This is a genomic window from Micromonospora sp. LZ37 (assembly GCF_059359015.1).
In genome coordinates this window covers 75,564-98,753 of record NZ_JCADBL010000015.1, presented here as the reverse complement: position 1 = coordinate 98,753, position 23,190 = coordinate 75,564, and the positions used below count along the sequence as shown (strand labels likewise).

The following is a 23,190-nucleotide window of genomic DNA, read 5'->3' as shown; positions in this document are numbered from 1 at the left end:
CCCTGGCTGCCACGATGCGTGCTCACGCCTCGGCGATCGCCTTCTCGACCGTCCGGAGCAGGTTCGGGGCCTCCGCCGCCGGCAGGCCACCACCCTGGGCCACGTCGGGGCTACCCCCACCCCGGCCGGAGAAGGCGGCCTTCACCAGGTCGTTCGCCGCGAGGCCACGAGCCCGGGCCGCCCCGTTCACGGCCACCACCAGGGACGCCTTGCCGTTAGACCGGGCCGCCACGGCGACCACCGCCGGCCGCGCCGGGTCGATCTTGCCGCGGATCTCCTGCGCGAGGGTACGCACGTCGTTGCCGGCCGCGCCCTCCGGCGCCTCCGTGCCGACGTACGCGACGCCCCGGACGTCCTTCGCCTGCCCGGCCAGCGCCGCCGCGCCGCCCAGCACCAGCTGCGCGCGGAGCTTCTCCAGCTCCTTCTCCGCGTCCCGCAACTGGGTCACGGTCTGCTCGACCCGGTCGGCGACCTGGTCGCCGGGCACCCGGAACAGCTCGGCGAGGCGGGAGACCAGCAGGTGCTCGCGGGCCAGGAAGCCGAAGGCGTCCATGCCGACCAGCGCCTCGATCCGGCGTACCCCCGAACCCACCGACGCCTCGGAGAGGATCTTCACCAGGCCCAGCTGGGCCGACCGGGCCACGTGGGTGCCGCCGCACAGCTCGCGGGCGTAGTCGCCGACCTCGACGACCCGGACCCGCTCGCCGTACTTCTCGCCGAAGAGCGCCATCGCGCCGATCCGACGCGCCTCCTCCTGCGTGGTGATGAAGGCGTGCACCTCGAGGTCGGCCAGGAGCACCTCGTTGACCTGCTGCTCCACGTCGTGCAGCACGCTCGCCGCCACCCCGGTGGGGGTGTTGAAGTCGAACCGCAACCGGCCCGGCGCGTTCAGCGAACCCGCCTGGGTCGCCGACTCACCGAGGAAGTTGCGCATCGTCTGGTGCACCAGGTGCGTCGCCGTGTGCGAGCGGGAGATGGCCCGGCGCCGGGTCACGTCGATCTCGGCGTACCCGGTCTCGCCGGCGCGGACCTCGCCGCGGAGCACCCGGGCCCGGTGCACGATCAGCCCGGGCACCGGCTGCTGCACGTCGAAGACCTCGACCTGGCCGCCGCCCACGGTGATCAGACCCTGGTCGGGCTGCTGGCCGCCGCCCTCGGCGTAGAACGGGGTGGTGTCCAGCACCAGCTCGATCGTGTCGCCCTCGACCGCCGCGCCGACCTCGGCGCCGCCGGCGAGCACCGCGCGCACCCGGGACTCCCGGTTCAGCTCGGTGTAGCCGGTGAACTCGACGGCCCCGCCCGCGTCCAGCACCGACCGGTACGCCGACACGTCGGTGTGCCCGGTCTTGCGCGCCTGCGCGTCGGCCTTGGCCCGGTTGCGCTGGTCGGCCATCAGCCGGCGGAAGCCCTCGGCGTCGACCTTCAGGCCCTGCTCGGCCGCGATCTCCAGGGTCAGGTCGATCGGGAAGCCGTAGGTGTCGTGCAGCTGGAACGCCTTGTCACCGGAGAGCGCCGGCCGACCGGCCGACTTGGTCTCGGCGATCGCGGTGTCCAGGATCGTGGTGCCGGCCCGCAGCGTGGAGAGGAAGGCGTCCTCCTCGGCGTACGCGTACTGCGAGATCCGGTCGAACTCCTCGGCCAGCTCCGGGTACGAGGGGGCCATGCAGTCGCGGGCCACCGGCAGCAGCTCGGGCAGCGCCCGCTCCTGCCAGCCCAGCAGCCGCACCGCCCGGATGGCGCGGCGCATGATCCGGCGCAGCACGTAGCCACGGCCCTCGTTCGACGGGGTGACCCCGTCGCCGATCAGCATCAGCGCGGTGCGGACGTGGTCGGCGACCACCCGCAGCCGTACGTCGTCCGGGTGCGACTCGCTGGCCACGTGCCCGGAGTGCGCGCCGTACCGCTTGCCGGTCAGCTCGGCGGCCCGGTCCAGGATCGGCCGGACCTCGTCGATCTCGTACAGGTTGTCGACGCCCTGGAGGATGGAGGCCATCCGCTCCAGGCCCATGCCGGTGTCGATGTTCTTCGCCGGCAGGTCGCCCAGGATCGGGAAGTTCTCCTTGCCGGTGCCCGGGCCCCGCTCGAACTGCATGAAGACGAGGTTCCAGAACTCCATGTAGCGGTCCTCGTCGACCGCCGGACCGCCCTCGCGGCCGTACTCCGGGCCACGGTCGTAGAAGAGCTCCGAGCAGGGGCCGCACGGGCCGGGGATGCCCATCGACCAGAAGTTGTCGGCCTTGCCGCGCCGCACGATCCGCTCGGCGGGGACGCCGACCGAGCGCCAGATCTGGAACGCCTCGTCGTCGTCGAGGTAGACCGTCGGCCAGATCCGCTCCGGGTCCAGCCCGTAGCCGCCCTCGGCGACCGGCTTGGTGACCAGGTCCCAGGCGAGCGGGATCGCCCCGTCCTTGAAGTAGTCACCGAAGGAGAAGTTGCCGTTCATCTGGAAGAACGTGCCGTGCCGGCTGGTCTTGCCGACCTCGTCGATGTCCGGGGTGCGGATGCACTTCTGGACGCTGACCGCCCGCCGGTACGGCGGGGTCTGCTGCCCGAGGAAGTAGGGGACGAACTGCACCATGCCGGCGTTGACGAACAGCAGGTTCGGGTCGCTGATGGCGGGCAGCGGAGCGGACGGCACCACGGCGTGGCCGTTCGCCTCGAAGTGGGCGAGGTACCGCCGCTTGATCTCCGCCGTCTTCATCGCTGGTGTTCCTCCGGAAAGATCTCTCGGTCACCGATGCGCGGGTCCTCCCGCAGCTCGGCGAACTGGTCGTCGAACGCTTCGCCCCGGGCGAACGCCTCGTGGATCTCCTGCTCGCGCTCGGCCATCCCGACCCGTACGTCCTCAACGAAGTTGCGCAGCGACTCGACCAGGCTGCCAGCGGATTCGGACAGCCCGCTCGCGATCCCGGCCGGCGTGTACGCCTGCGCGGTGCGGGTGGCCTTGCGGACCACCACCACGCCCACGGCCAGGCCGATGCCCAGCCAGAACAGTCGCCTCATGTCTCAGTTCCTCCCGCTCGTCGCCGGCCGGCTCAGCGGTTGCCGCGCTTGGCGGCGCGACGCTGCTGCTTGATGGTGTCGCGCACCTCGCGCTCGGTCTCGGCGTGCCGGCGGGCCGAGGCGGCCCGGCGGACGCCGTAGCCGAAGGCGGCCACCTTGACCAACGGGTTGGCCGCCGCGGCGGAGACGACGGTCGCCAGGTTCGCCACGTTCGCGGTGACGTTCTGCGCGTGGCTGGTCATGGTGTCGACCTTGGCGAGCTGGAGGTTCACCCCGTCCAGCGAGGTCTGCACCTGCTCCAGCGCCGTGTTGACGTTCTTGACGGTGACGTTGACGTCGCCCAGCAGCGGGGTGGTCTGCTCGTTCAGGTCGTTGATCATCCGGGTCGTGGCGTCCACGGTGTGCCGCAGCCGCAGGATCGGCACCGCCAGCACGAGCACCAGCATCAGGAACGCGCCGGCCGCGATCAGCGCAGCGATCTGTCCACCATCCACGCGCATGTCCTCCTCAAGCAGGCGCTCCGGGGCCCGATGCCCCGGAACGCGCGACCGTCCCGCCCACTCCGGCACCCGCCGACCCGCCGGCGGTCAGCGGGCGCGGGCGGGCCCGCCAGCCCCAGACCCTACCGTCCGTGATGGAAACCGGCTCAGGACGGTGAGCGTGTCAACTCGCCGAGCGGGTCACCGCTGAACGTCGGGTACGGATCCTCACCGGTCAGTGACGGGTCGGTGCTCGGCTGTGGTCGGGTCCGCTCGTCGTCGATCGCGTTGCGCACCTTCACCGACACCAACGATCCGGCGCACTCTCCCGCAGCGGCCGGGGCGGACGGAGCGGCCGGGGACGGCGGGACCGCCGGCTCCCCGTCGACCGGCGGCGGTACGCAGGTCGGCGCCCGCACCCACAGGTCGAGGGTGAGCTCGTCGCGGCGCCAGCAGGTGTAGCTGCCCTTGGCCGGTCGTTCCGGGCAGCGGGTCACCTTCCACGGCTGCCATCCGTCGGCGGTCAGCGCCCGCTCGTAGACCCGGGCGGTCTCCTCCGGCGCCCGCTCCGACTCCGCGGTGCGTTCCCGCAGCCGGCAGTCCTGCAGACACCAGCGGCTGCCGCTGACGTTGTCCACCGTCTCCGCGGTCGCCCAGCCGGGCACGTCCAGCTGGTCGAGGGCGTCGAAGACCGGGTCGCGGCTGAGCGTACGGATACCGAAGAAGAGCGGGATCGCGCCGAGCAGCACCACGCTGACCAGCACCAGGATGCCGAGCCGCAGCCGGCGACGCTCCCGGACCCGCTGGCGCAGCTCCGAACGCGCGCCGCGCAGCCCACCCGGGCCGGCGGCCTCCTCGGCCGCGCCCTCCTCGGCGGCCCGGCGCAGCGGTGGACCGCTGACCGGCTCCGCCGGCTCCGGTCCCGGCCGGGGCCCGGCGGCCGGCACGACCGCCGCCGCCCGGGCCACGGCCGGCGCCTCGCCGGCCCGGCCGGGCGTCGGCGCCGGTCCGACTCCGGTGGCCGGGCCACCGGGCTGCCGGGGCGGCGCGGCGGCGCGGCCCGGCGGCCCGTCGGGGCCGGCGCCGGGGCGGACCGCCGGCGCGGCGGCCCGGGCGACGGCCGCGGCGGGCGGCCCGGCCGGGGCACCGGGCTGGGGGCCACCGTCGGGCCGGGGACGTCGCGGGGCGTCGGTCGGGGCGGGCGGGCGCGCGGCGCCGGTCGCGGGACCGTTCGGGCGCGCCGCGCCCCGGGCGCCGGGGACCGGGGCGCCGGGACGGGGGGCGGGCGGGGCGTCCGCGGCGCCGGCACGGGGGCCCGGGGCCGGCCCGGCGCCGGGGGGCACGGCCGCACCGTCCGGACGCGGACCCCGGCCCGCGCCGGGGCGGACGCCGGGTCCGGTGGCGGGACCGTCGACCCGCGGGCCGCCGGAGCGCTGACCGACCACCGGCTCGGGGCCGCCGGGGCGGGGCCCGGCCGCCCGCTCCCCGCCGTCGACCCGCCGGCCCGGCGCCGGGGGCGTGCCGTCGGGACGTGGGGCGGAGCCGGCGGAACGGGAGCCGGGGCCGTCGGGCCGGGGGCCGTCCGCTGCGGGGCGGCCAGGCACGACGGCCCGGCCGCGGGAGTCGTCGGGGCCGGGACCGGCGGGCCGGGCGGCGGGCGCGTTCGTGCCACTGTCGGCGCCGGCGGTCCGGGCGGCGGGCAGGTCCGGCCGGGAACCGGGACCGTCGGCACGGGCAGCGGCGCGGCCGGGGCGGGCGACGCGGGGGACGTCGCCGGTCGCGCCCCGGGACGGAGCCGGACCGTCGGGCCGGCCGGGGCCCGGCTCGGCGGGCGGCACGGCGCCGGGCCGGGCCGGCGCCCGACCGGTCGACCCGGGACGCGGCTCACCCGGTGGGACCGCGGGGGCGCCGGCGCGGGCCCGACCGGCCGGGCCGCCCCGGCCCGGGGCCTCCGCGGCGGGCGGCACGTCGGCCGGGGGGCCGCCGGCGGGGCGGCGGTCGATGGTCGGCAGCGCGGGATCGGTGTGGTGGGCGCGTCCCGCCTGGCGGAGCCAGTCGGCGGGCCGCTCCGGACGGTCGCCGCGCGGCTTTCCCGCCGGCTCCGGCGGTGCCGCCCGGCGCCCGGCGCGCTCCTCGCCCTCGGGTTCGGGCCGGGCCCGACGCCGTCCGCTCCCGTCCCGCCCGGGGACGCCGGCACCGGCGTCGGGGTCGGACGGGTTCGGGCCGGTGCGCGGCACGGGGGGTGCGTTGCCCGTCCTCGGCACCGCGGGCTCGTCGGGCTCGGCGGCCCGGCGGCGACCGCCGGGACGCTCCGGGGCACGGCGACCGGACGGGCCGTCGGGCGGGCCCGCCACCGGCGGCGGGTCACCGTCGGTGGTCGGCCAACCGGACGTCGGCGGCTGGCCGGGCCCGGCGGGGCGGGCCGAGGCCCGGGCCCGGGCCCGCCCGGACGGGGTGCCGCCCGGTCCGGAGACCGGGGCGGCCGGGCCGTCGGGACGGGGCCGGTCCCCCTCCGGACGATCGGTGCCGGGAGTAGCGGGTCGCCCGGCCACCGCCGGACCGGGCCAGGCGCCCTCACCGGGACGGGGGCGTTGTTCGGGAGCGGCCGGCCAGCCGCCGCGCACCGGCGGGGCGGCCTGCGGGCCGGCCGACCGGCCGTGCGGAGGCCCCTCGGGGCCGGGCGTCGGCCGGGTCGCACGGCCGGCCTCCGGCCCCGGTCCGCCGGGGGCGGGACGAGCGGCGGCGTCGGGACGCGCGCCACCCCCACCGGGACGCGCGACACCCGACGGCGGACCATCGGGACGGGGAGCACCCGGACGCGCCACGCCCGACGGCGGACCGTCCGGACGAGGACCACCAGGAGCTACGGGCGACGGCGGACCATCGGGACGAGGGCCACCGGGACGCGCCACACCGGACGGCGGACCATCGGGACGAGGAGCACCCGGACGCGCCACACCCGACGGCGGACCATCGGGACGAGGAGCACCCGGACGCGCCACACCGGACGGCGGACCATCGGGACGAGGAGCACCCGGACGCGCCACGCCCGACGGCGGACCATCGGGACGAGGAGCACCCGGACGCGCCACGCCCGACGGCGGACCATCGGGACGAGGTGTGGCACCGGGACGCGCGACACCGGGCGGCGGCGCGGCGGCGGGCGGGCCCGCCGCCGCGCCGGGCCGGAACCCGCCGGGCGGGGTGGCCGGGCCGGGCGCCGGGCGGGCCGGTTCGCCGTCCGGGCCGAGCTCGCCGCGCTGCTGCTTGGCGCTGCGCAGGTCGTCGATCCAGCCGAACTCCTCACCGACCGGCTCCTGCGGCGTCTCCTCGCTCCGGCCCCGGCCCCAGCGCCGCCCCTTGGCGCGAGGGTCGCGCCCCTCGTCGGGACCGTCCTGCGGTCGCTCCCCACCACGCGATGTCACTGCTGACCCTCCTCGGCGGCATCGATGCCGCCCTCATCCGCCCCACCGGTGTGCCCCGTGCCCGACGGGTGACGGCCGTTCACCGCCGGCGCCGGCCCGTCCGGGCGGGGCGCCGGGGCGGACAGCCCCCGGACGATCCGGCGCAGCAGGGGCAGCCGGGCGGCCACCGACCGCTCGGCACCGTGCCCGCTGGGCCGGTAGTAGTCGGTCCCGACGAGGTCGTCGGGAGCGTACTGCTGAGTGACCACTCCGCGCTGGTCGTCGTGCGGGTAGCGGTAGCCGGTGCCGTGCCCCAGGCCGCGGGCGCCGGCGTAGTGGGCGTCCCGCAGCCCGCGCGGCACCGACCCGCCCCGGCCGGCCCGGACGTCGGCGATCGCCGCGCCGATCGCGCTGGTGGCCGAGTTCGACTTGGGTGCGGTGGCCAGGTGGATCACGGCCTGGGCGAGGTTGAGCTGGGCCTCGGGCAGGCCGACGTACTCGACGGCGTGCGCGGCGGCGGTGGCCACGCTCAGCGCCGTCGGGTCGGCCATGCCGACGTCCTCGCTGGCGAAGATCACCAGTCGGCGGGCGATGAACCGGGCGTCCTCACCGGCGACCAGCATCCGGGCCAGCCAGTGCAGTGCGGCGTCCACGTCCGAGCCCCGCATGCTCTTGATGAAGGCGCTGGTGACGTCGTAGTGGGCGTCGCCGTCCCGGTCGTAGCGGACCGCCGCCACGTCCACCGCCTGCTCGGCCGTGGCCAGGTCGATCCGACCGGTGCCGACCGCCACGGCGGAGGCCGCCGCGGCCTCCAACGCGGTCAGCGCCTTGCGGACGTCGCCGCCGGCGAGGCGTACGAGATGGTCCTCGGCGTCGGTCTCCAGGGTGAGCGCGCCACCCAGGCCGCGCTGGTCGGTGACCGCGCGACGGAGCAGGCCGCGCACGGCCGCGTCGTCCAACGGCTGGAGGGTGAGCAGCACGCACCGCGACAACAGCGGCGAGATGACCGAGAAGTACGGGTTCTCGGTGGTCGCGGCGAGCAGGGTGACCGTGCGGTCCTCCACGGCGGCGAGCAGCGAGTCCTGCTGGGTCTTGCTGAACCGGTGCACCTCGTCGATGAAGAGCACCGTCTGCGGCCCGCCCGCACGGCGCTGCCGGCGAGCGGTGTCGATCACCGCTCGGACGTCCTTGACCCCGGCGTTGAGGGCCGACATGGCGACGAACCGGCGGTCGGTGGCCCGGGCCACCAGGTGCGCGATGGTGGTCTTGCCGCTGCCCGGCGGCCCCCAGAGGATGACCGACAGCGCGGCTCCGCCCCCGACCAGCTGACGCAGCGGCGCACCGGGCGCGAGCAGGTGGTCCTGGCCGACCAGCTCGTCGATGCTCGCCGGGCGCATTCGGACGGGCAGGGGCGAATCGTCGCCGACCGCCGTGAAGCCGTCCACGCCACCGGGGCCCGCGGTGGCGCTGGGCGCCGCGGCGGGTTCGCCGAGGGAGAAGAGGGCGTCGGAATCCATCACGAAGACAGTACCGGCCCGGTCCGCGACGCCGGAATCGCGCCGCGGCCGGACCCACCGTGATCCGTTGCGGTCAGCCGCGACCGGGGCGACGACCCCGGTACCAGCGGCCTCCGCCACCGCCGCCCCCGCCGCGCGGGCCGCGGCCGACGCCGGCCAGGTAGAGGGAGAGCAGCAGCAGGCCGATGAGGACGAGGGTGTTCCAGTTGAACAGGTCCGGCGCCCCGAAGTTGGTGTCGAGCAGATCGATCAGGAGCGCGAAGCCGAACACGATGGCCGCGAGTATGGCGAGCATGTCGTTCCTCCGGTGGGGGTTCCCAGTAGGTCGGCGCGGGATGTACCCAATCGGTCGACTCGTCAATCTCCACCGTGGAGTGGGCCCGGCGCGCCGTCGCGGTCTACCCTCATCGGGTGATCATGGCCGACCAGGAGTTGACCGGCCGGCCGGCCCTGCTCGCCGCCGCCGACCAGCATCCGTACGTGCGACACATGCTCCGGCCCGGTGAACAGCCGCGCGGCTGGCGGCGCGACGGGGCGGTGGCCTGGCTGCTGCCGCCCGGGTCGGGCCCGGCGGCGGGTGGCGCGATCGGGGCGGCGGCGCCGGCGCTGGACGTCTTCGCCGACCTCGCCGCCGCCGGGATGGTCGGCCCCGGACAGTGGCTGAACCTGCCCCGGGCCAGCCCGGAGACGCTCGCCGCCCGGCTGGCCGTGGCTCGTCACGACGACTGGGACTTTCTCTGGACCAGCACCGTCGGGCCCCGCCGGCCCGAAGAGGACCGGGTGGTCCGCCTCGACGAGACCGACCACCCGGCCCTGGGCGCGTTGATCGACGCGGCCTTCCCCACCAGCACCTCCCGCCCCGGCGACCCGGGGATCGTCGCCTGGTACGGCATCCGCGACGGCGACCGGCTCGTCGCCTGCGGCGCGGACCGCAGTCGGGGGGACGTCGGCTTCCTGGCCGGGCTGACCGTGGCGCCCGACCGGCGGGGCCGGGGTCTCGGCGCCGCCCTGACCGTCGGGATGACCCGGGCGCTGGCCGCCCGGTACGACCACGTCGCGCTCGGCGTCTACACCCACAACGAGGGGGCGGCGCGGCTCTACCGGCGGCTCGGCTTCACCGGCACCAGCGCCCGCAGCGCGGTGCGCCTGGCCTGAGCGCCGGCCCGGCCCGTGACCGCCGTGCCGGGGTGTCGCCGGCACGGCAGAACAGAGTGACGCCCCTGTCAGCGTGATACCTCAGCGGCATCAATATGCCTCTGAGGTATCACGCTCGTACGGAGGTCCGCCTGGCCGGGCCGCAGGCAGACCACACCCACCGCCATGGCCGGGACGGCCGGCCCGCGCCGCTCGGTCACCGGAGCGGGGCCGCCTCGGCGACGCCCGGGCCGGCCCCGGGGCCGGTGGCCGGCGCGGCACCGTCGGGGTCGGCCGCCACCGCGGCATCGCCGGCCGGTTCGCCGGCCGCGGAGACGCCGCGCCCGGCCCGCCAGGCCGGCAGGTAAAGCGGGGCCGCCGCGGCCAGCACCGCCGCGCCCACCAGCATCGCCGTGGTGACGCTGCTGGTGTCGGCGAGCGCGGTGAGCAGCACCGCGCCGAGGGCGAAGCCCGGCTGCCCCATCATCGAGTTCAGCGAGAGCACGCTGGTCCGGTACGGCCCCTCGACCTGCCGGTGCAGCAGGCCGGCGTGCAGCGGGTTGGCCGCGCCGTGCACGGTGTAGCAGGCCAGGTAGGCGACCAGCACCCCGACCGGCCCGGCGAGCAGCCCCATGGCGATCACCGTCCCGGCCTGGACGAGGAGCATCAGCGCGGCGCCCGGCGCGGCGCCCAACCAGCGCAGCAGCAGCGGCGTCAGCGCAGCGCCCGCCGCCGAGGCGAGCCAGGCCGCCGAGTTGGCCGGCCCGAGCAGCGTCGCCGCCCGCTCGGCGCCGCCGACCACCTCGCCGAGGCGGACCGGGAGCAGCGACTCGAAGGTGACCATGCCGAAGCCCCAGAACAGCTCGACGGCGACCAGGGCGAGCAGCACCCGGGACCGGCGCAGCAGGCCGATCGCCTGGCCCACCATCCGGGGCGCCTCGACGACGGAGGCGCGCAACGCGCCCGCGCCCCGCGCCGGGCGGGTCTCCACCAGCAGCGTGAGCAGGGCGACCAGGCCCACCGCCTGCAGGGCGATGGCGACCAGTACGGGCAGGGTGAGCGCGCTGACCGGGCCGACCGGGCCGAGGGCGACCAGGGCACTGCTGAGCAGCGCGCCGGCGGCGATGGCGACGCCCGCGACGGTGCCCGCGTAGCCGAGGCCGGCCTCGTACCCGGCCTTCGGGTCGGCGGCGAGGCTGGCGTCGACGTACCAGGATTCGAGGGGGCCGCTGTCGAGTGCCCGGTAGAGGCCTTGCAAGGCCCAGACCAGGAAGAACAGCGCGAAGGAGTCGGCCACCGCGAAGAGGGAGAGGGAGAGCAGGCTCACCGCCGCGGCGACGACCAGGACCGGCTTGCGGCCGAGGGCGTCGGCCAGGCCGCCGGTGGGCAGCTCCAGCGCGAGCACCACCAGTGCCTGCGCGGTGGCGACCAGGCCGATCTGGGACAGCGACAGGCCGCGCTCCTGCATCAGCAGGATCATCACGGGGATCATCAGACCGGTCGGCAGCCAGCGCAGTCCGTAGAGGGCGAGGTAGCGGAACCGGATCTGGCGTACGGACAGCGCGCTCACCGCCGGCCCTCCAGCATCGGGTAGCCGGCGAGGAAGACGTGCACCGGCTCGGCGCCGGGCTCGGCCGGGTCCGCCTCGTCGTGGTACCGCTCCAGCACCTGCCACACCTCGGCCTTGAGCGCCTCCATCCGGTGCGCCGGGATGCTCAGGAAGATGTCGCCCATGCCGAAGGCGTCCCGCCAGGCCGGTGACCACTCGTGCTCGACGGCCAGCCAGCGCTCGGCCCGCTCGACCAGCAGGCGTACTTGGTCGCCGTGGATCCACTGGATGGCCGCCCGGGCGTCCGGGTCGTCGTCGAAGTCGGTCGGTTCCCAGCTGGTCACGTCGTGCGCGGCCTGCCACCAGCGCTGCCGACCGCTGCCCCGGTCGGGGTCCTCGGCGACCAGCCCGACCTCGGCGAGTTGGCGCAGGTGGTAGCTGGTCGCGCCGGTGTTGGTGTCGAGCAGCTCGGCCAGCGTGGTGGCGGTGGCGGGTCCGTTCGTGCGCAGCGCGCCGAGCAGGCGCATCCGCAGCGGGTGCGCGAGCACCCGGACCTGTCGGTGGTCGAGCCGCACCTCACGCGGCGGCGTGGCCTTCTCGTCGCTCCCCATGTACGCACAATACTTGTGCACACTTTCTCTGCACAATAGTTGTGCAGAGAAAGTGTGCACGGAAGCGCCGGGGTCAGGGCGTGAAGAGTTCGGTGACGCCGCGCAGCCGCGTTCGCAACAGCCCGGCGGCGCGCGAGGAGTCCAGCCGCACGTCGGTGGGGCGGACCAGCCCGGTCGCCGCGCTCGTGGTGGTCTTCAGGCCGGCCGGGTCCAGCCCGAACCGGCGGGCCACCAGCAGCCCGAGCCCGGCCCGGCTGACCGGCTCCGGGCCGGCCACGTTGAGCGGGCCGGCGTGGTCGCCGTCGACCAGTTCGAGCACGGCGTCGGCCAGGTCGGTGACGTCGACCGGGCACCGGAGTTCGTCGGTGAAGAGGGTGGTCCGGCCGGCGAGGGCGTCCCGGCAGAGCTCGATCTGCTTGCTCCCCTCCCCCACGATCAGCGAGGTCCGCACCAGCACGGCGGTCGGGTCGATCGCCCGCACGGCCGTCTCCGCCGCCGCCTTCGCCGCCCCGTACGGGTGGATCGGGGTGGGCGCGTCGTCGTCCAGGTAGGGCGTCGGGCGCCCGGCGTGCAGCGCGTCGCTGGACACGTGCACCAGCCGCGCCCCCGCCTCGGCCGCCGCGTACGCGATGTGCGCCGCGCCGTCGGCGGTGACCGCCCAGTCGTCGTTGCGGTACGGGGTGCCGACCACGGCGGTCGGCCGTACCTCCGCGACCAGCCGGCGCACCGCCTCCCGGTCGGTCACGTCGAGCTGCCGGGTCGCCAGACCCGGCAACTCCACCGGCTTGGCGTGCCAGGTCCCGGTCACCGGCCGGCCCGCCGCGACCGCGCGCCGGCAGATCTCCCCGCCCAGGAAACCACCGGCTCCCACCACGAGCAGCGTCATCGCGTCCTCCGTCCCACGGCTCGGCCGACCGTCACCCGTTGCGGGGACGAAACGACCGAGAGGTCCACGCCATCATGGCGCAGACCTCTCGGTGACGGGGTCGGGTCAGACCGGGTCGGCCACCGGGGCGGCCGGGCCGGCGGTGCCGGCGTGCGCGCCCGTCGGCGCCTTGGGCTTGGCGTCGATGCCGGCCTCGGTGCGCTGCTGGACGGTGATCGGCGTCGGCGCGCCGGTCAGCGGGTCGAAGCCGCCCCGGGTCTTCGGGAAGGCGATGACCTCGCGGATCGAGTCCGCGCCGGCGAGCAGCATGCAGACCCGGTCCCAGCCGAAGGCGATGCCGCCGTGCGGCGGGGCGCCGTACTTGAACGCCTCCAGCAGGAAGCCGAACTTGTCCTGCGCCTCCTCCGCGGTGATGCCGAGCAGGTCGAAGACCCGCTTCTGCACGTCACCCCGGTGGATACGGATCGAGCCGCCGCCGATCTCGTTGCCGTTGCAGACGATGTCGTACGCGTAGGCCAGCGCCCGGTCCGGCGCCTCCTCGAAGCGGTCCACCCACTCGGCGTTCGGCGAGGTGAACGGGTGGTGCACGGCCGTCCAGCCGCCCTCGTCGGTACGTTCGAACATCGGCGCGTCGACCACCCAGCAGAACGCCCAGGCGCTCTCGTCGATCAGGCCGGCCCGCTTGGCGATCTCGATCCGCGCCGCGCCGAGCAGCTCCTGTGCCTCGCGGGTGTTGGTGCTGGCGGCGAAGAAGACCGCGTCGCCCGGCTTGGCGCCGACCGCGTCGGCGAGCCCGCCGAGGTGCTCGGCGGAGAGGTTCTTCGCCACCGGGCCGCGCGCCTCACCGGTCTCGGCGTCGAGCACCACGTACGCCAGGCCGCGCGCGCCGCGCGCCTTGGCCCAGTCCTGCCAGCCGTCCAGCTCCTTGCGGCTCTGCGCCGCGCCGCCGGGCATGACCACCGCGCCGACGTACCCACCGGCGTCGATCGCGCCGGCGAAGACGCGGAACTCGGTGCCGCGCAGGTAGTCGGTCAGCTCGGTCAGCTCGACGCCGTAGCGCAGGTCGGGCTTGTCGGAGCCGTACCGGGCCATCGCGTCGTGCCAGGTGATCCGCGGGATCGGCCGGGAGATCTCGTGGCCGGCCAGGTCCTTCCACAGCGTGGCGACGATCGCCTCGCCGAGGTCGATCACGTCGTCCTCGGTGACGAAGGACATCTCGATGTCGAGCTGGGTGAACTCCGGCTGCCGGTCGGCGCGGAAGTCCTCGTCGCGGTAGCAGCGGGCGATCTGGTAGTACCGCTCCATGCCGCCGACCATCAGCAGCTGCTTGAACAGCTGCGGCGACTGCGGCAGCGCGTACCAGCTGCCGGGCTGGAGCCGGACCGGGACCAGGAAGTCGCGGGCGCCCTCCGGGGTGGACCGGGTCAGCGTCGGGGTCTCGATCTCCAGGAAGTCCCGCTGGTGCAGCACGCCCCGGGCGAGCTGGTTGGCGCGCGAGCGCAGCCGCATCGCATTGGCCGGGCCGCTGCGGCGCAGGTCCAGGTAGCGGTACTTGAGCCGGATGTCGTCGCCGGCCTCGACCTGGTCGTCGACCGGCAGCGGCAGCGGCGCCGCCTCGGAGAGCACCTCCAGCTCGGCCGCGGTCACCTCGATCTCGCCGGTGGGCAGCTCCGGGTTCTCGTTGCCCTCGGGGCGGCGGGTCACCTCGCCGGTCACCTTGACGCAGAACTCGTTGCGCAGCGCGTGCGCGTCCTCCTCGCGGAACACCACCTGGACCACGCCGGAGCCGTCGCGCAGGTCGACGAAGATGACACCGCCGTGGTCGCGCCGGCGGGCCACCCACCCGGCGAGCGTCACCGTGGTGCCGGCGTCCGTCGCGCGCAGGCTGCCGGCGTCATGGGTACGGATCACGACTTGCGTCTCCTCATCTGCGGTACATCTCTGCCCTCCGCATTCTGTCAGCACCGCCGCGCCCCGGCCGCCACCGGGCGCGGTTCACCGGAAGGAAGGGCTTGCCCGTCGACGCCGGTGGAGCCGGCCCCGGTCGACACCGGGCGCGCCGGGCCCGCTCCCGTACGGTGTGCCGGGTGCACGCCGTACCCCGTTGGGCCCTCGTCTCCTCCGCCGCCGCCCCGGTGCTGCTGATCGGCGGCTGGACGCTCGCCGCGGCCCGGCAGCCGGGCGGCTTCGACCAGGTCGCCGGCACGATCAGCGCGCTCGCGGCGCGCGACGCCGACGACCGCTGGATCATGACGGTGGCCCTGGTCGGCCTCGGTGTCTGTCACTGCGTGACCGCGGCCGGGCTGCGCCCGCTGCGCGTCGCCGGCCGGCTGACGCTGGCGCTGGGTGGGCTGGCCACGGTCGCCGTAGCGGTGTTCCCGCTGCCGGCCGAGCGGGGCTCGTCGGGCCCGCACGGGCTGGCCGCCGCCATCGCCTTCGGCGCGCTGGCGCTCTGGCCGGCGCTCGCCGCCGGTCACCGCCGCGCGCCCGACCGCGCCGTCGGGCTCCCGCCCTTGTGGGGTACGACCGCCGCGGCGGTCCTGCTCGTCCTGGTCGGCTGGTTCGTGGTCGAGCTGGTCGCCGGCGGGCCGAGGATCGGGCTGGCCGAGCGGGTGACCGCCGGCGCGGAGGCGCTCTGTCCGCTGCTCGTGGCGCTGACGCGACCCCGACGCGACCCGCGGTGAGCTTCGGCGCCCGGCTCCACCGAGGAGCGGCCCTTTCGCACCCGCACAGCGGAGCGGGCCGCCGGTCACCCAGCGGCCCGCTCGCGGAAGGTCGGTCAGTAGACGCTGACGCCGTAGCGGCTCAGCACCTCGGGGACCGGCTGGAAGAACGTCGTGCCGCCGGTGCGGCAGTTGCCACTGCCACCGGAGGTGAGGCCCAGCGCGGTGCTGCCGCTGAACAGCGAGCCGCCGCTGTCGCCCGGCTCGGCGCAGACGTTGGTGCGGATCAGGCCGGAGACCGAGCCCTCGGCGTAGTTGACGGTGGCGTTCAGCGCGGTCACCGAGCCGCTGCGCAGGCCGGTGGTGCTGCCGGAGCGCTGCACGCTCTGGCCGACGAAGGCGTTGCCGGAGCCGGTGATGTCCCGGTAGCTGCCGTTGTAGAGGTAGACGTTGCCCGGGCGGGAGACGCTGCTGTTGTACTGCACGATCCCGTAGTCGTTGCCCGGGAAGCTGGTGCCGGTCCGCGCGCCCAGGTAGGTGGTCTGCGCGGAGTTGCTGTACCAGCTGGCGGAGATGTTCGTGCAGTGACCGGCGGTGATGAAGAACTGGGTGCCGGCGCTGTTGCGCACGTTGAAGCCGAGCGAGCAGCGACCGCCGCCACCGGCGTAGATGGCCTCGCCGCCGGAGATGCGGGTGCTCAGCACGCCGGCCTCGGCCTCGATGCGGATGGCGCCGTTCGCGCGGGCGGCGGCGGCCTTGACCTTGTCCAGCTTGGCGCCGGTGACGGTGCTGTCGACGGAGACCACGACCTGGTTGGTGGCGGGGTCGGTCCACCAGGCGGTGCCCGGGATCTTCGCGGAGCGCTCCAGCTCGGCCGTGGCGGCCTGGAGGGCGGCGGCGCCCCGGGTGACGAGCTTCGGGGTGGCGCCGGCGGCGCGGACCTGACGGGCGGCGGCGTCGTCGGTCACGGCGACGACCATCTTGCCGCTGGCGTCGGCGTACGTGCCGGCGGCCCGGTCGCCGAGGCGCTCGGCCAGACCGGCGGCGGCGTCGGGGGAAGCGGCGGGGGCGGCCTGCGCGGGCGCGCCGATGAGCGAGCCGGCGACCAGAGCTCCGGCCGCGACGAGGGTGGCGGCGCGGCGGAACGATGACCTCGTGGGTCGCATGTAACAACCTCCTGGGAGGGGGCGACAGCCCGCGTCGGGGGTGACGGGGCCTGTGTTCCACCCGGCCGAACTGGGGGAACCGGCCGGATCAACTGAAGTATTCACATCCTTAAGATCATCGGCAAGACCTGGATTCGTCCGGATTGGGGGGAGCTTCCGCCGACACACCTGTGCAACACTGTGGACACATCGCGGACGCCTGCCGTCACACCCGCGGCGGGTCACCCGTGCGCCGACATCGATGCCCGGCGCTACGGCCCGGTGCCGACACCCGGGGCCGGGTGGCCTCGAACCCGACGGCGGGACGGGTGGGACGCGGCGGGGCCGCGACGCGCGGGACCGCGGCGAGCCGGCGACCGGGCCGCCACGGCGCAGGACGCGCGGGGCGGGCGGTGGAGGTCGCCGGGGTGCACCCCCGGCGGGCGGTGGGCTCAGTCGGCCCGACGGCGGGCCCCGGGGCCCGGCCGGGGCACCACCTCGCGCGGCTCGGTCAGGTCGTGCCCGTCGGCGCAGCGCAACTGGACCCGCACCTCGGCGCCGCAGTCGCGGTGTCCCACGCTGAGCGGGGAGCCGTCCGGGTCGGCCAGGTGACGGTCGCCCCAGCCGAGCACCGCCACCAGCACCGGCCAGAGGTCGAGTCCCTTGTCGGTCAGCCGGTACTCGTGACGCACCCGACTGCCCGGCTCCCGGTACGGCTCGCGGCGCAGCACACCCTGCGCGACCAGGGTGGCGAGCCGGTTGGTGAGCACCTGGCGGGGGATGCCGGTGCGCACCCGCATGTCGTCGAAGCGGCGGATGCCGTTGAACACCTCACGGAGCACCACCAGGGTCCAGCGCTCACCGAGGACCTCCATCGCCCGGGCGATGGTGCAGTTCTCCACCGACCAGTCCAGCGCCGCGGGTCTCATGGGACCAGGCTAGGTCTGATTGACAGACTCAGCAACGTGCTGCCAGGCTGAGTCCATGACCCAGACGCAGCAGGACCCGGCGCGCAGCCGCACCTTCTCCTGGTCCGACCCGGTGGCCGGCGCCGCCCACGTGGGCCGGCGCGGCGGCCTGGAACTGCTCCGCGCGATGATCGCCGGTGAACTGGCCGCGCCGCCGATCATGCACCTGATCGACATCGGCCGGATGGAGGCCGACGAGGGCCGGGTCGCCGTGGAGCTGGTCCCGCAGGAGTTCCACTACAACCCGCTCGGTACGGTGCACGGCGGGGTCATCTCCACCCTGCTGGACACGGCCGCGGGCTGCGCGGTGCACACCACCCTGCCGGCCGGGGTCGGCTACACCTCGCTGGACCTGAACGTGAAGTTCCTCCGCCCGGTCACCGTCGCCAGCGGCGTCCTGCGCTGCGAAGGCACCGTCCTGCAGCGCGGCCGCCGCACCGCGCTGGCCGAGGCGAGGCTGACCGACACCCGGTCCCGCCTCATCGCCCACGCCACCTCCACCTGCCTGCTGTTCCCCCTCGACTCCCCCGCCTGACCCCACCCCCCACCGCGGCGCGCTGATCATGAAGTTGGCGGCGATGTGGATCTCCGTGCCTGCCGTCAACTTCATGATCAGCGGAGTGGAACGGGGGGTCAGGGGCGGGTGGCGAGGCGGGATTCGCGGGCGGCGCGCTTCTCCTCGAAGCGGGAGGCGGACTGCTCCAGGGCGTCGAGGTGGGCGGCGATCTCCTCGCGGGCGGCCTCGCCGTCGGCGTCCAGGCCGGTGACGTTGAGGACGTCCCACTGACGCAGCACCGGGACCACCACCTCGTCGCGGTGCTGGCGCAGGTCGTAGATGCCGGCCAGGGCGATCGCCACCGACTTGCGGGCGAAGCCCTCGATCCCCACGCCGGGCATCTGGAAGTTCGCCAGCACGTCGGCGACCGCCCGCATGGCCTGGCCGGGGGCCAGCTCGAAGGCCGCGCCGAGCAGGTTGCGGTAGAAGACCATGTGCAGGTTCTCGTCCGCGGCCACCCGGGCGAGCAGCGCCTCGCAGGCCGGGTCACCCGTGGCCCGACCGGTGTTGCGGTGCGAGATCCGGGTGGCCAGCTCCTGGAAGGAGACGTACGCCAGCGAGTGCAGCACCTCGTCGCCGTGCACGTTCTCGTAGCCGGCCGACATGTGGGTCATCCGGGCCCGCTCCAGGGCCACCGGGTCCACGGCCCGGGTCACCGTCAGGTAGTCACGGATCGCCGTGCCGTGCCGCCCCTCCTCGGCGGTCCACCGGTGCACCCAGGTGCCCCACGCGCCGTCCCGCCCGAAGAGGGTCGCGATCTCGTGGTGGTACGAGGGCAGGTTGTCCTCGGTGAGCAGGTTGACGATCAGCGCGGTCCGGGCCACGTCCGGGATCGTCGAGTCCGACGCCGACCACGGCTCGCCGCCGAGCGGCCCGTCGAAGGTGCGGCCCTCGCTCCACGGCACGTACTCGTGCGGGAACCACTCCTTGGCCATCGACAGGTGCCGGTCGAGGTTCTTCTCGACCACGGGTTCGAGTTCGAGGAGCAGCGCGGTCTGGCTCAGCGAGGCGGTCATGACGATCTCCCTACGGTGGCGTAACTTACGCCACCGTAGGTCTTTCCCGACGTACGCGCGAGTAATCCACTCAGCCGACCAGGGGTTTCAGGTCCTCGCGGGGCGGGGTCCACTCCCCCGTCGCGGCGGTGACCTGCTCACCCGAGCGGATGTCCTTCACCTCGTCGGGCGCGCCCTCGGCGCCCGGGAACCAGACGTACGGAATGCCGCGCCGCTCGGCGTACCGGATCTGCTTGCCGAACTTGGCCGCGCTCGGCGACACCTCGGTGGGCACGCCCCGGGAGCGCAGCGCCTCGGCGACCCGGTTGCTCGCCGCCCGGTCGTCCTCGTTCGTCACCGCCACCAGGACGCAGGTCGGCACGCTGCGGGACACCGTGAGCGCGTCGGCGCCGAAGAGCAGGCCGAGCAGGCGGGTCACCCCGATGGAGATGCCCACCCCGGGGAAGCGGACGTTGCCGGAGCTGGCCAGGTTGTCGTACCGACCGCCGGAGCAGATCGAGCCGAACCGCTCGTAGCCGACCAGCTGCGTCTCGTACACGGTGCCGGTGTAGTAGTCCAGCCCACGGGCGATCCGCAGGTCGGCGACGCAGAGCCCGGGCGAGTGCGCGGTGGCGGTCTCCATCACGGCGACCAGCTCCGCGATCCCCTCGTCGAGCAGCGGGTCGCTGACCCCGAGGGCGCGCACCGCGTCGGCGAAGGAGGCGTCCGGCGCCGAGATCTCGGCCAGCGCCAACGCCGCCTTGGCCTGCGCCTCGCTCGCCCCGGCCGTCTCGGCCAGCAGCTCGGCCACCCGCGCCGGGCCGATCTTGTCGAGCTTGTCCACCGCGCGCAGCGCCGCCTCCGGGTCGCCGATCCCGACCCCCCGGTAGAAGCCCTCGCAGATCTTGCGGTTGTTGACCTGGATCCGCACCGGCGGGATCGGCAGCGAGCGCAGCGCGTCGCCGATGACCAGCGGCATCTCCGCCTCGTAGTGCGCCGGCAGGGTGTCCCGGTCGACGATGTCGATGTCGGCCTGGAGGAACTCCCGGTAACGCCCCTCCTGCGGGCGCTCACCCCGCCACACCTTCTGGATCTGGTAGCGGCGGAACGGGAACTGCAACTTGCCGGCGTTCTCCAGCACGTACCGGGCGAACGGCACGGTCAGGTCGAAGTGCAGACCGAGCGAGTCGTCCCCGGCCGGGCCGTCGGTGTCGGCCTGGAGCCGGCGCAGCACGTAGACCTCCTTGGAGGTCTCTCCCTTGCGCAGCAGCTGGTCCAGCGGCTCCACCGAGCGGGTCTCCAGCGGCGCGAAGCCGTACAGCTCGAAGGTGGCGCGGATCCGGTCGAGGACGAACTGCTCGATCATCCGCTGCGCGGGCGTCCACTCCGGGAAGCCGGAGATGGGCGTGGGCTTGCTCATGGCGTACTCCTTGCGGTCCCGCGCGGGCGGCGCGGTCAGGTCGTGGGCGCGGTGGGTCTACAGACCGCGGGCGGGCGCGGCCGGGCGCGCGTCGGCGTCGCCCGCCACCTCGACGAGGTACGGGTTGCTCGCGCGCTCGCGGCCGATGGTGGTGACGGGGCCGTGGCCGGGCAGGACGACGGTGTCGTCGGCCAGCGGGAGGACCTTCTCCCGCAGGCTGGTCAGCATCCGGGGCATGCTGCCGCCCGGCAGGTCGGTGCGGCCGATCGAGCCGGCGAAGAGCACGTCACCGGAGAGGCAGAGCTGCTCCGCCTCCCAGGGCGAGCCGGCGCCGGGCAGCCGGAAGAGCACCGACCCGCCGGTATGGCCCGGTGCGTGGTCGACGGTGATCTCCAACCCGGCCAGGGCCAGGGTCGCGCCGTCGGTCAGCTCGGCCACGTCGTCGGGCTCGGTGTACGGCAGCCGGCCGCCGAAGAGCTGGGCGAGGTCCGCGGAGAGCCCCTTGGCCGGGTCGGCGAGCAACTCCCGGTCGTCCGGGTGGACGTAGGCGGGGATGCCCCGGGCGCCGCAGACCGGCGCCACGGAGAAGGTGTGGTCGAGGTGGCCGTGGGTGAGCAGCACGGCGGCCGGGTGCAGGCGGTGTTCGGCGAGCACGGCGTCGAGCCGGTCGAGCACCCCGATACCGGGGTCGACCACCACGCACTGCTCCCCCGGCGCGGTCGCCACCACGTAGCAGTTGGTGCCGAAGGCGTCCGCGGGAAAGCCGGCCACGAGCACGTCCGCTCCCCTTCCGTCGAGTCGTCGTCCCCTTCGCAGCCTAGTCGCAGCGCCGAGCGGAATTCGCGGACCCATCGGTCCCGCCGGCCCCGCCCGGCACAGTGACGCACTCCGATAAACGCAGCCCGGGCCTCGTACACCACATTCACAGCGGCTACCCGTACACTCTGGCGGGCGTGTGGCGTGGCGCACCCCGCGGTACGGCGGGCGCGAGCGGCCCGACCGCCGGTGACGACCAGGGTAGAGGAAGGGGAGCACGAGTGGCTTCCAGCAGGGACCGGCAGCGCAAACTGGCGCGGGCCAAGCTCGACCGGCAGCTCGCCCGCCGGGCCGCCTCGATACGGCGCCGCCGGCAGATCCAGGCCGGTGTGGGCGCCACGGTCGTGCTGGCGCTGATCGTGCTCGGCTCCGCCTGGGGCCTGGGCGCGTTCGACCGCGACCGGAAGCCGACGGCCGCCGAGGAGGTCTGCCTCTGGACGCCGCAGGACGCCGGCGCCAACACCAACCTCAAGGACGTCGGCACCCCGGCCACCACCGGACTGCCCACCTCCGGCACCCGGCCGATGACGATCACCACCGACCAGGGCGGCCCGATCACCGCCGAGCTGGACCTCGCCGGGGCGCCCTGTGCCGGGGCGAGCATCGCCCACCTGGCGGGCCGGTCGTTCTACGACAACACCAAGTGCCACGAGATCACCGCCGAGGGCGCGCTGCGCTGCGGCGACCCGAGCGGCACCGGGGTGGGCGGCCCCACCTACTCGTTCTACGACGAGAACGTCCCGGCGGCGCCAGCCGCGAGCCCCGCCCCCGGGCAGGCCCCGGCGTACCCGAAGGGCACGGTCGCCATGGTGGCCAACCCGCCGGGCGCCAACGGCAGCCAGTTCCTCGTCTTCTTCAAGGACTTCAACCCCGCCAAGCCGGCGTACCCGATCATCGGTCGGGTCACCGGGGGATTGGACGTGGTCGAGAAGATCGGCGCCCTGCCGACCGTGGACAATGGGACCGGGGCCAAGGTCAAGCCCAAGACCGACGTGGTGGTGCGCAAGCTCACCGTCGGCGAGCCCACAGAGGCCCCCGCCCCGGCCCCGAGCTCGGCCTCCGGCGCTCCGTCGGCCAGCCCGAGCGCCGGCTGAGCCGGACAAGTCCACCCGTACCCTGCGGCAGCGACCGCGCCAGAAAGTCCAGGAGGAGTGACCGTGACGTCCACGAGAGAGCGGCAGCGCGCGGCGGCGCGGGCCCGACTCGAGCGGGAGATGGCCGAGCGCGCGGCCAGGGCCCGCAAGCGCCGGCAGACGCAGGCGATCGTCGGGGCCGCAGCGGTCCTGCTGCTCGTGGTCGCCGGCACGGCCTGGCTGGCCACCAGCCTCGGCGGTGACGACGAGAAGAAGCCGGACACCGCCGGCGCCCCCGCCGGGTTCGCCCAGTGCGCGTACCCGGAGGTGCCGAAGGAGGGCCGGCCCGCGCAGATCAAGGACGTCGGGCTGCCCACCGCCCAGCAGAAGAACACCGGCACCCAGACCATGACGATCGACACCAACCTGGGTCCGATCACCGCCAAGGTCGACCGCGCCGCGGTGCCCTGCACCGCCGGTAGCTTCACCCACCTGGCCAGCAAGGGCTTCTTCGACAACACCAAGTGCCACCGGCTGGTCACCGAGGGCATCAAGGTGCTCCAGTGCGGTGACCCGAGCGCCACGGGCAAGGGCTGGCGGGAGACCGACGGCACCGGCGGCCCGAACTACAACCTGGCCGAGGAGAACCTGCCCACGGACAAGCGTCCGGCCTACCCGGAGGGCGTCATCGCGATGGCCAACTCCGGCCAGCCGGCCAGCACCGGCAGCCAGTTCTTCATCGTCTGGGGCGACTCGCAGCTGCCCCCGAACTACACCGTGGTCGGCACGGTCACCGGCGGCATGGACCTGGTCAAGCAGGCCGCGGCGGCCGGCGACGACAAGGCGTTCGCGAAGCAGTCCGGGGGTGGCCACCCCAAGAAGGAGGTCGTCATCAGCAAGCTGACGATGAGCGACATCCAGGGCTGACCCACCCGTACGACGAAGCGCCCGCCGGCAAGCCGGCGGGCGCT

Annotated in this window: 21 protein-coding genes; 5 read left to right on the top strand and 16 right to left on the bottom strand. The window is 74.9% G+C overall.

Annotation, left to right across the window (positions count from 1 at the left end):
- Positions 1 to 22 precede the first annotated feature (22 nt).
- The 7 genes from alaS to AC5L3Z_RS26170 form a co-directional block, all read right to left on the bottom strand.
- Positions 23 to 2,701: an alanine--tRNA ligase gene (gene alaS, locus AC5L3Z_RS26200; RefSeq protein ID WP_494845768.1), complete on the bottom strand. Its 2,679-nt coding sequence runs from the start codon at positions 2,699 to 2,701 to the stop codon at positions 23 to 25.
- Positions 2,698 to 3,003 carry a hypothetical protein gene (locus tag AC5L3Z_RS26195; protein WP_494845767.1) on the bottom strand — a complete coding sequence of 102 codons (306 nt, stop codon included), beginning with the start codon at positions 3,001 to 3,003 and terminating at the stop codon, positions 2,698 to 2,700. The genes alaS and AC5L3Z_RS26195 overlap by 4 nt, the downstream gene beginning before the upstream one ends.
- Positions 3,004 to 3,035: 32 nt before the next feature.
- Positions 3,036 to 3,497 carry a DUF948 domain-containing protein gene (locus AC5L3Z_RS26190; protein ID WP_494845766.1) on the bottom strand — a complete coding sequence of 154 codons (462 nt, stop codon included), beginning with the start codon at positions 3,495 to 3,497 and terminating at the stop codon, positions 3,036 to 3,038.
- A 152-nt stretch (positions 3,498 to 3,649) separates the two neighbouring features.
- Positions 3,650 to 4,369: a hypothetical protein gene (locus AC5L3Z_RS26185; protein WP_494845867.1), complete on the bottom strand. Its 720-nt coding sequence runs from the start codon at positions 4,367 to 4,369 to the stop codon at positions 3,650 to 3,652.
- Between the two features lie 1,976 nt (positions 4,370 to 6,345).
- Complete coding sequence (locus AC5L3Z_RS26180) at positions 6,346 to 6,609, bottom strand: hypothetical protein (RefSeq protein ID WP_494845765.1); 264 nt, start codon at positions 6,607 to 6,609, stop codon at positions 6,346 to 6,348.
- Between the two features lie 294 nt (positions 6,610 to 6,903).
- Positions 6,904 to 8,403: a replication-associated recombination protein A gene (locus AC5L3Z_RS26175; RefSeq protein ID WP_494845763.1), complete on the bottom strand. Its 1,500-nt coding sequence runs from the start codon at positions 8,401 to 8,403 to the stop codon at positions 6,904 to 6,906.
- A gap of 73 nt (positions 8,404 to 8,476) precedes the next feature.
- Positions 8,477 to 8,698, bottom strand: coding sequence for a hypothetical protein (locus AC5L3Z_RS26170; protein WP_210834577.1), 222 nt, complete (start codon positions 8,696 to 8,698; stop codon positions 8,477 to 8,479).
- Between the two features lie 122 nt (positions 8,699 to 8,820).
- Between AC5L3Z_RS26170 and AC5L3Z_RS26165 the strand changes: the two genes are divergently transcribed.
- Positions 8,821 to 9,558: a GNAT family N-acetyltransferase gene (locus tag AC5L3Z_RS26165; RefSeq protein WP_494845866.1), complete on the top strand. Its 738-nt coding sequence runs from the start codon at positions 8,821 to 8,823 to the stop codon at positions 9,556 to 9,558.
- A gap of 196 nt (positions 9,559 to 9,754) precedes the next feature.
- Here the strand turns inward: AC5L3Z_RS26165 and AC5L3Z_RS26160 are convergent, their stop codons facing one another.
- The 4 genes from AC5L3Z_RS26160 to aspS form a co-directional block, all read right to left on the bottom strand.
- Positions 9,755 to 11,107 carry an MFS transporter gene (locus tag AC5L3Z_RS26160; RefSeq protein WP_494845761.1) on the bottom strand — a complete coding sequence of 451 codons (1,353 nt, stop codon included), beginning with the start codon at positions 11,105 to 11,107 and terminating at the stop codon, positions 9,755 to 9,757.
- On the bottom strand, positions 11,104 to 11,697 hold the full coding sequence (locus AC5L3Z_RS26155) for a helix-turn-helix domain-containing protein (RefSeq protein ID WP_494845760.1): 594 nt from the start codon (positions 11,695 to 11,697) through the stop codon (positions 11,104 to 11,106). Before AC5L3Z_RS26155 ends, AC5L3Z_RS26160 begins: the two co-directional genes overlap by 4 nt.
- A gap of 73 nt (positions 11,698 to 11,770) precedes the next feature.
- On the bottom strand, positions 11,771 to 12,583 hold the full coding sequence (locus tag AC5L3Z_RS26150) for an SDR family oxidoreductase (RefSeq protein WP_494845759.1): 813 nt from the start codon (positions 12,581 to 12,583) through the stop codon (positions 11,771 to 11,773).
- Between the two features lie 105 nt (positions 12,584 to 12,688).
- A complete protein-coding gene (aspS, locus tag AC5L3Z_RS26145; RefSeq protein ID WP_494845757.1) occupies positions 12,689 to 14,494 on the bottom strand; it encodes an aspartate--tRNA ligase in 1,806 nt (601 codons plus the stop codon).
- 176 nt (positions 14,495 to 14,670) lie between these two features.
- Between aspS and AC5L3Z_RS26140 the strand changes: the two genes are divergently transcribed.
- Positions 14,671 to 15,267, top strand: a complete 597-nt coding sequence (locus tag AC5L3Z_RS26140; protein WP_494845756.1) for a DUF998 domain-containing protein — start codon at positions 14,671 to 14,673, stop codon at positions 15,265 to 15,267.
- A gap of 95 nt (positions 15,268 to 15,362) precedes the next feature.
- Here the strand turns inward: AC5L3Z_RS26140 and AC5L3Z_RS26135 are convergent, their stop codons facing one another.
- Positions 15,363 to 16,412 carry a S1 family peptidase gene (locus AC5L3Z_RS26135; RefSeq protein WP_494845755.1) on the bottom strand — a complete coding sequence of 350 codons (1,050 nt, stop codon included), beginning with the start codon at positions 16,410 to 16,412 and terminating at the stop codon, positions 15,363 to 15,365.
- 431 nt (positions 16,413 to 16,843) lie between these two features.
- Complete coding sequence (locus AC5L3Z_RS26130; protein ID WP_494845753.1) at positions 16,844 to 17,320, bottom strand: winged helix-turn-helix transcriptional regulator; 477 nt, start codon at positions 17,318 to 17,320, stop codon at positions 16,844 to 16,846.
- Positions 17,321 to 17,375: 55 nt separating this feature from the next.
- Between AC5L3Z_RS26130 and AC5L3Z_RS26125 the strand changes: the two genes are divergently transcribed.
- Positions 17,376 to 17,894 carry a PaaI family thioesterase gene (locus tag AC5L3Z_RS26125; RefSeq protein WP_494845752.1) on the top strand — a complete coding sequence of 173 codons (519 nt, stop codon included), beginning with the start codon at positions 17,376 to 17,378 and terminating at the stop codon, positions 17,892 to 17,894.
- 98 nt (positions 17,895 to 17,992) lie between these two features.
- Here the strand turns inward: AC5L3Z_RS26125 and AC5L3Z_RS26120 are convergent, their stop codons facing one another.
- From AC5L3Z_RS26120 to AC5L3Z_RS26110, 3 genes are all read right to left on the bottom strand, one after another.
- Positions 17,993 to 18,931, bottom strand: a complete 939-nt coding sequence (locus AC5L3Z_RS26120) for an acyl-ACP desaturase (protein ID WP_494845751.1) — start codon at positions 18,929 to 18,931, stop codon at positions 17,993 to 17,995.
- Between the two features lie 70 nt (positions 18,932 to 19,001).
- Complete coding sequence (hisS, locus tag AC5L3Z_RS26115) at positions 19,002 to 20,330, bottom strand: histidine--tRNA ligase (protein WP_494845750.1); 1,329 nt, start codon at positions 20,328 to 20,330, stop codon at positions 19,002 to 19,004.
- A gap of 57 nt (positions 20,331 to 20,387) precedes the next feature.
- Positions 20,388 to 21,107 (bottom strand): MBL fold metallo-hydrolase, encoded by a 720-nt coding sequence (locus AC5L3Z_RS26110; protein ID WP_494845748.1) that lies wholly within the window; start codon positions 21,105 to 21,107, stop codon positions 20,388 to 20,390.
- Between the two features lie 260 nt (positions 21,108 to 21,367).
- On the opposite strand from AC5L3Z_RS26110, the gene AC5L3Z_RS26105 reads away from it, so the two are divergent.
- Both AC5L3Z_RS26105 and AC5L3Z_RS26100 read left to right on the top strand, forming a co-directional pair.
- On the top strand, positions 21,368 to 22,240 hold the full coding sequence (locus AC5L3Z_RS26105; RefSeq protein ID WP_494845746.1) for a peptidylprolyl isomerase: 873 nt from the start codon (positions 21,368 to 21,370) through the stop codon (positions 22,238 to 22,240).
- A gap of 63 nt (positions 22,241 to 22,303) precedes the next feature.
- Positions 22,304 to 23,146, top strand: a complete 843-nt coding sequence (locus AC5L3Z_RS26100; protein WP_494845744.1) for a peptidylprolyl isomerase — start codon at positions 22,304 to 22,306, stop codon at positions 23,144 to 23,146.
- The last annotated feature ends 44 nt before the right edge of the window (positions 23,147 to 23,190 follow it).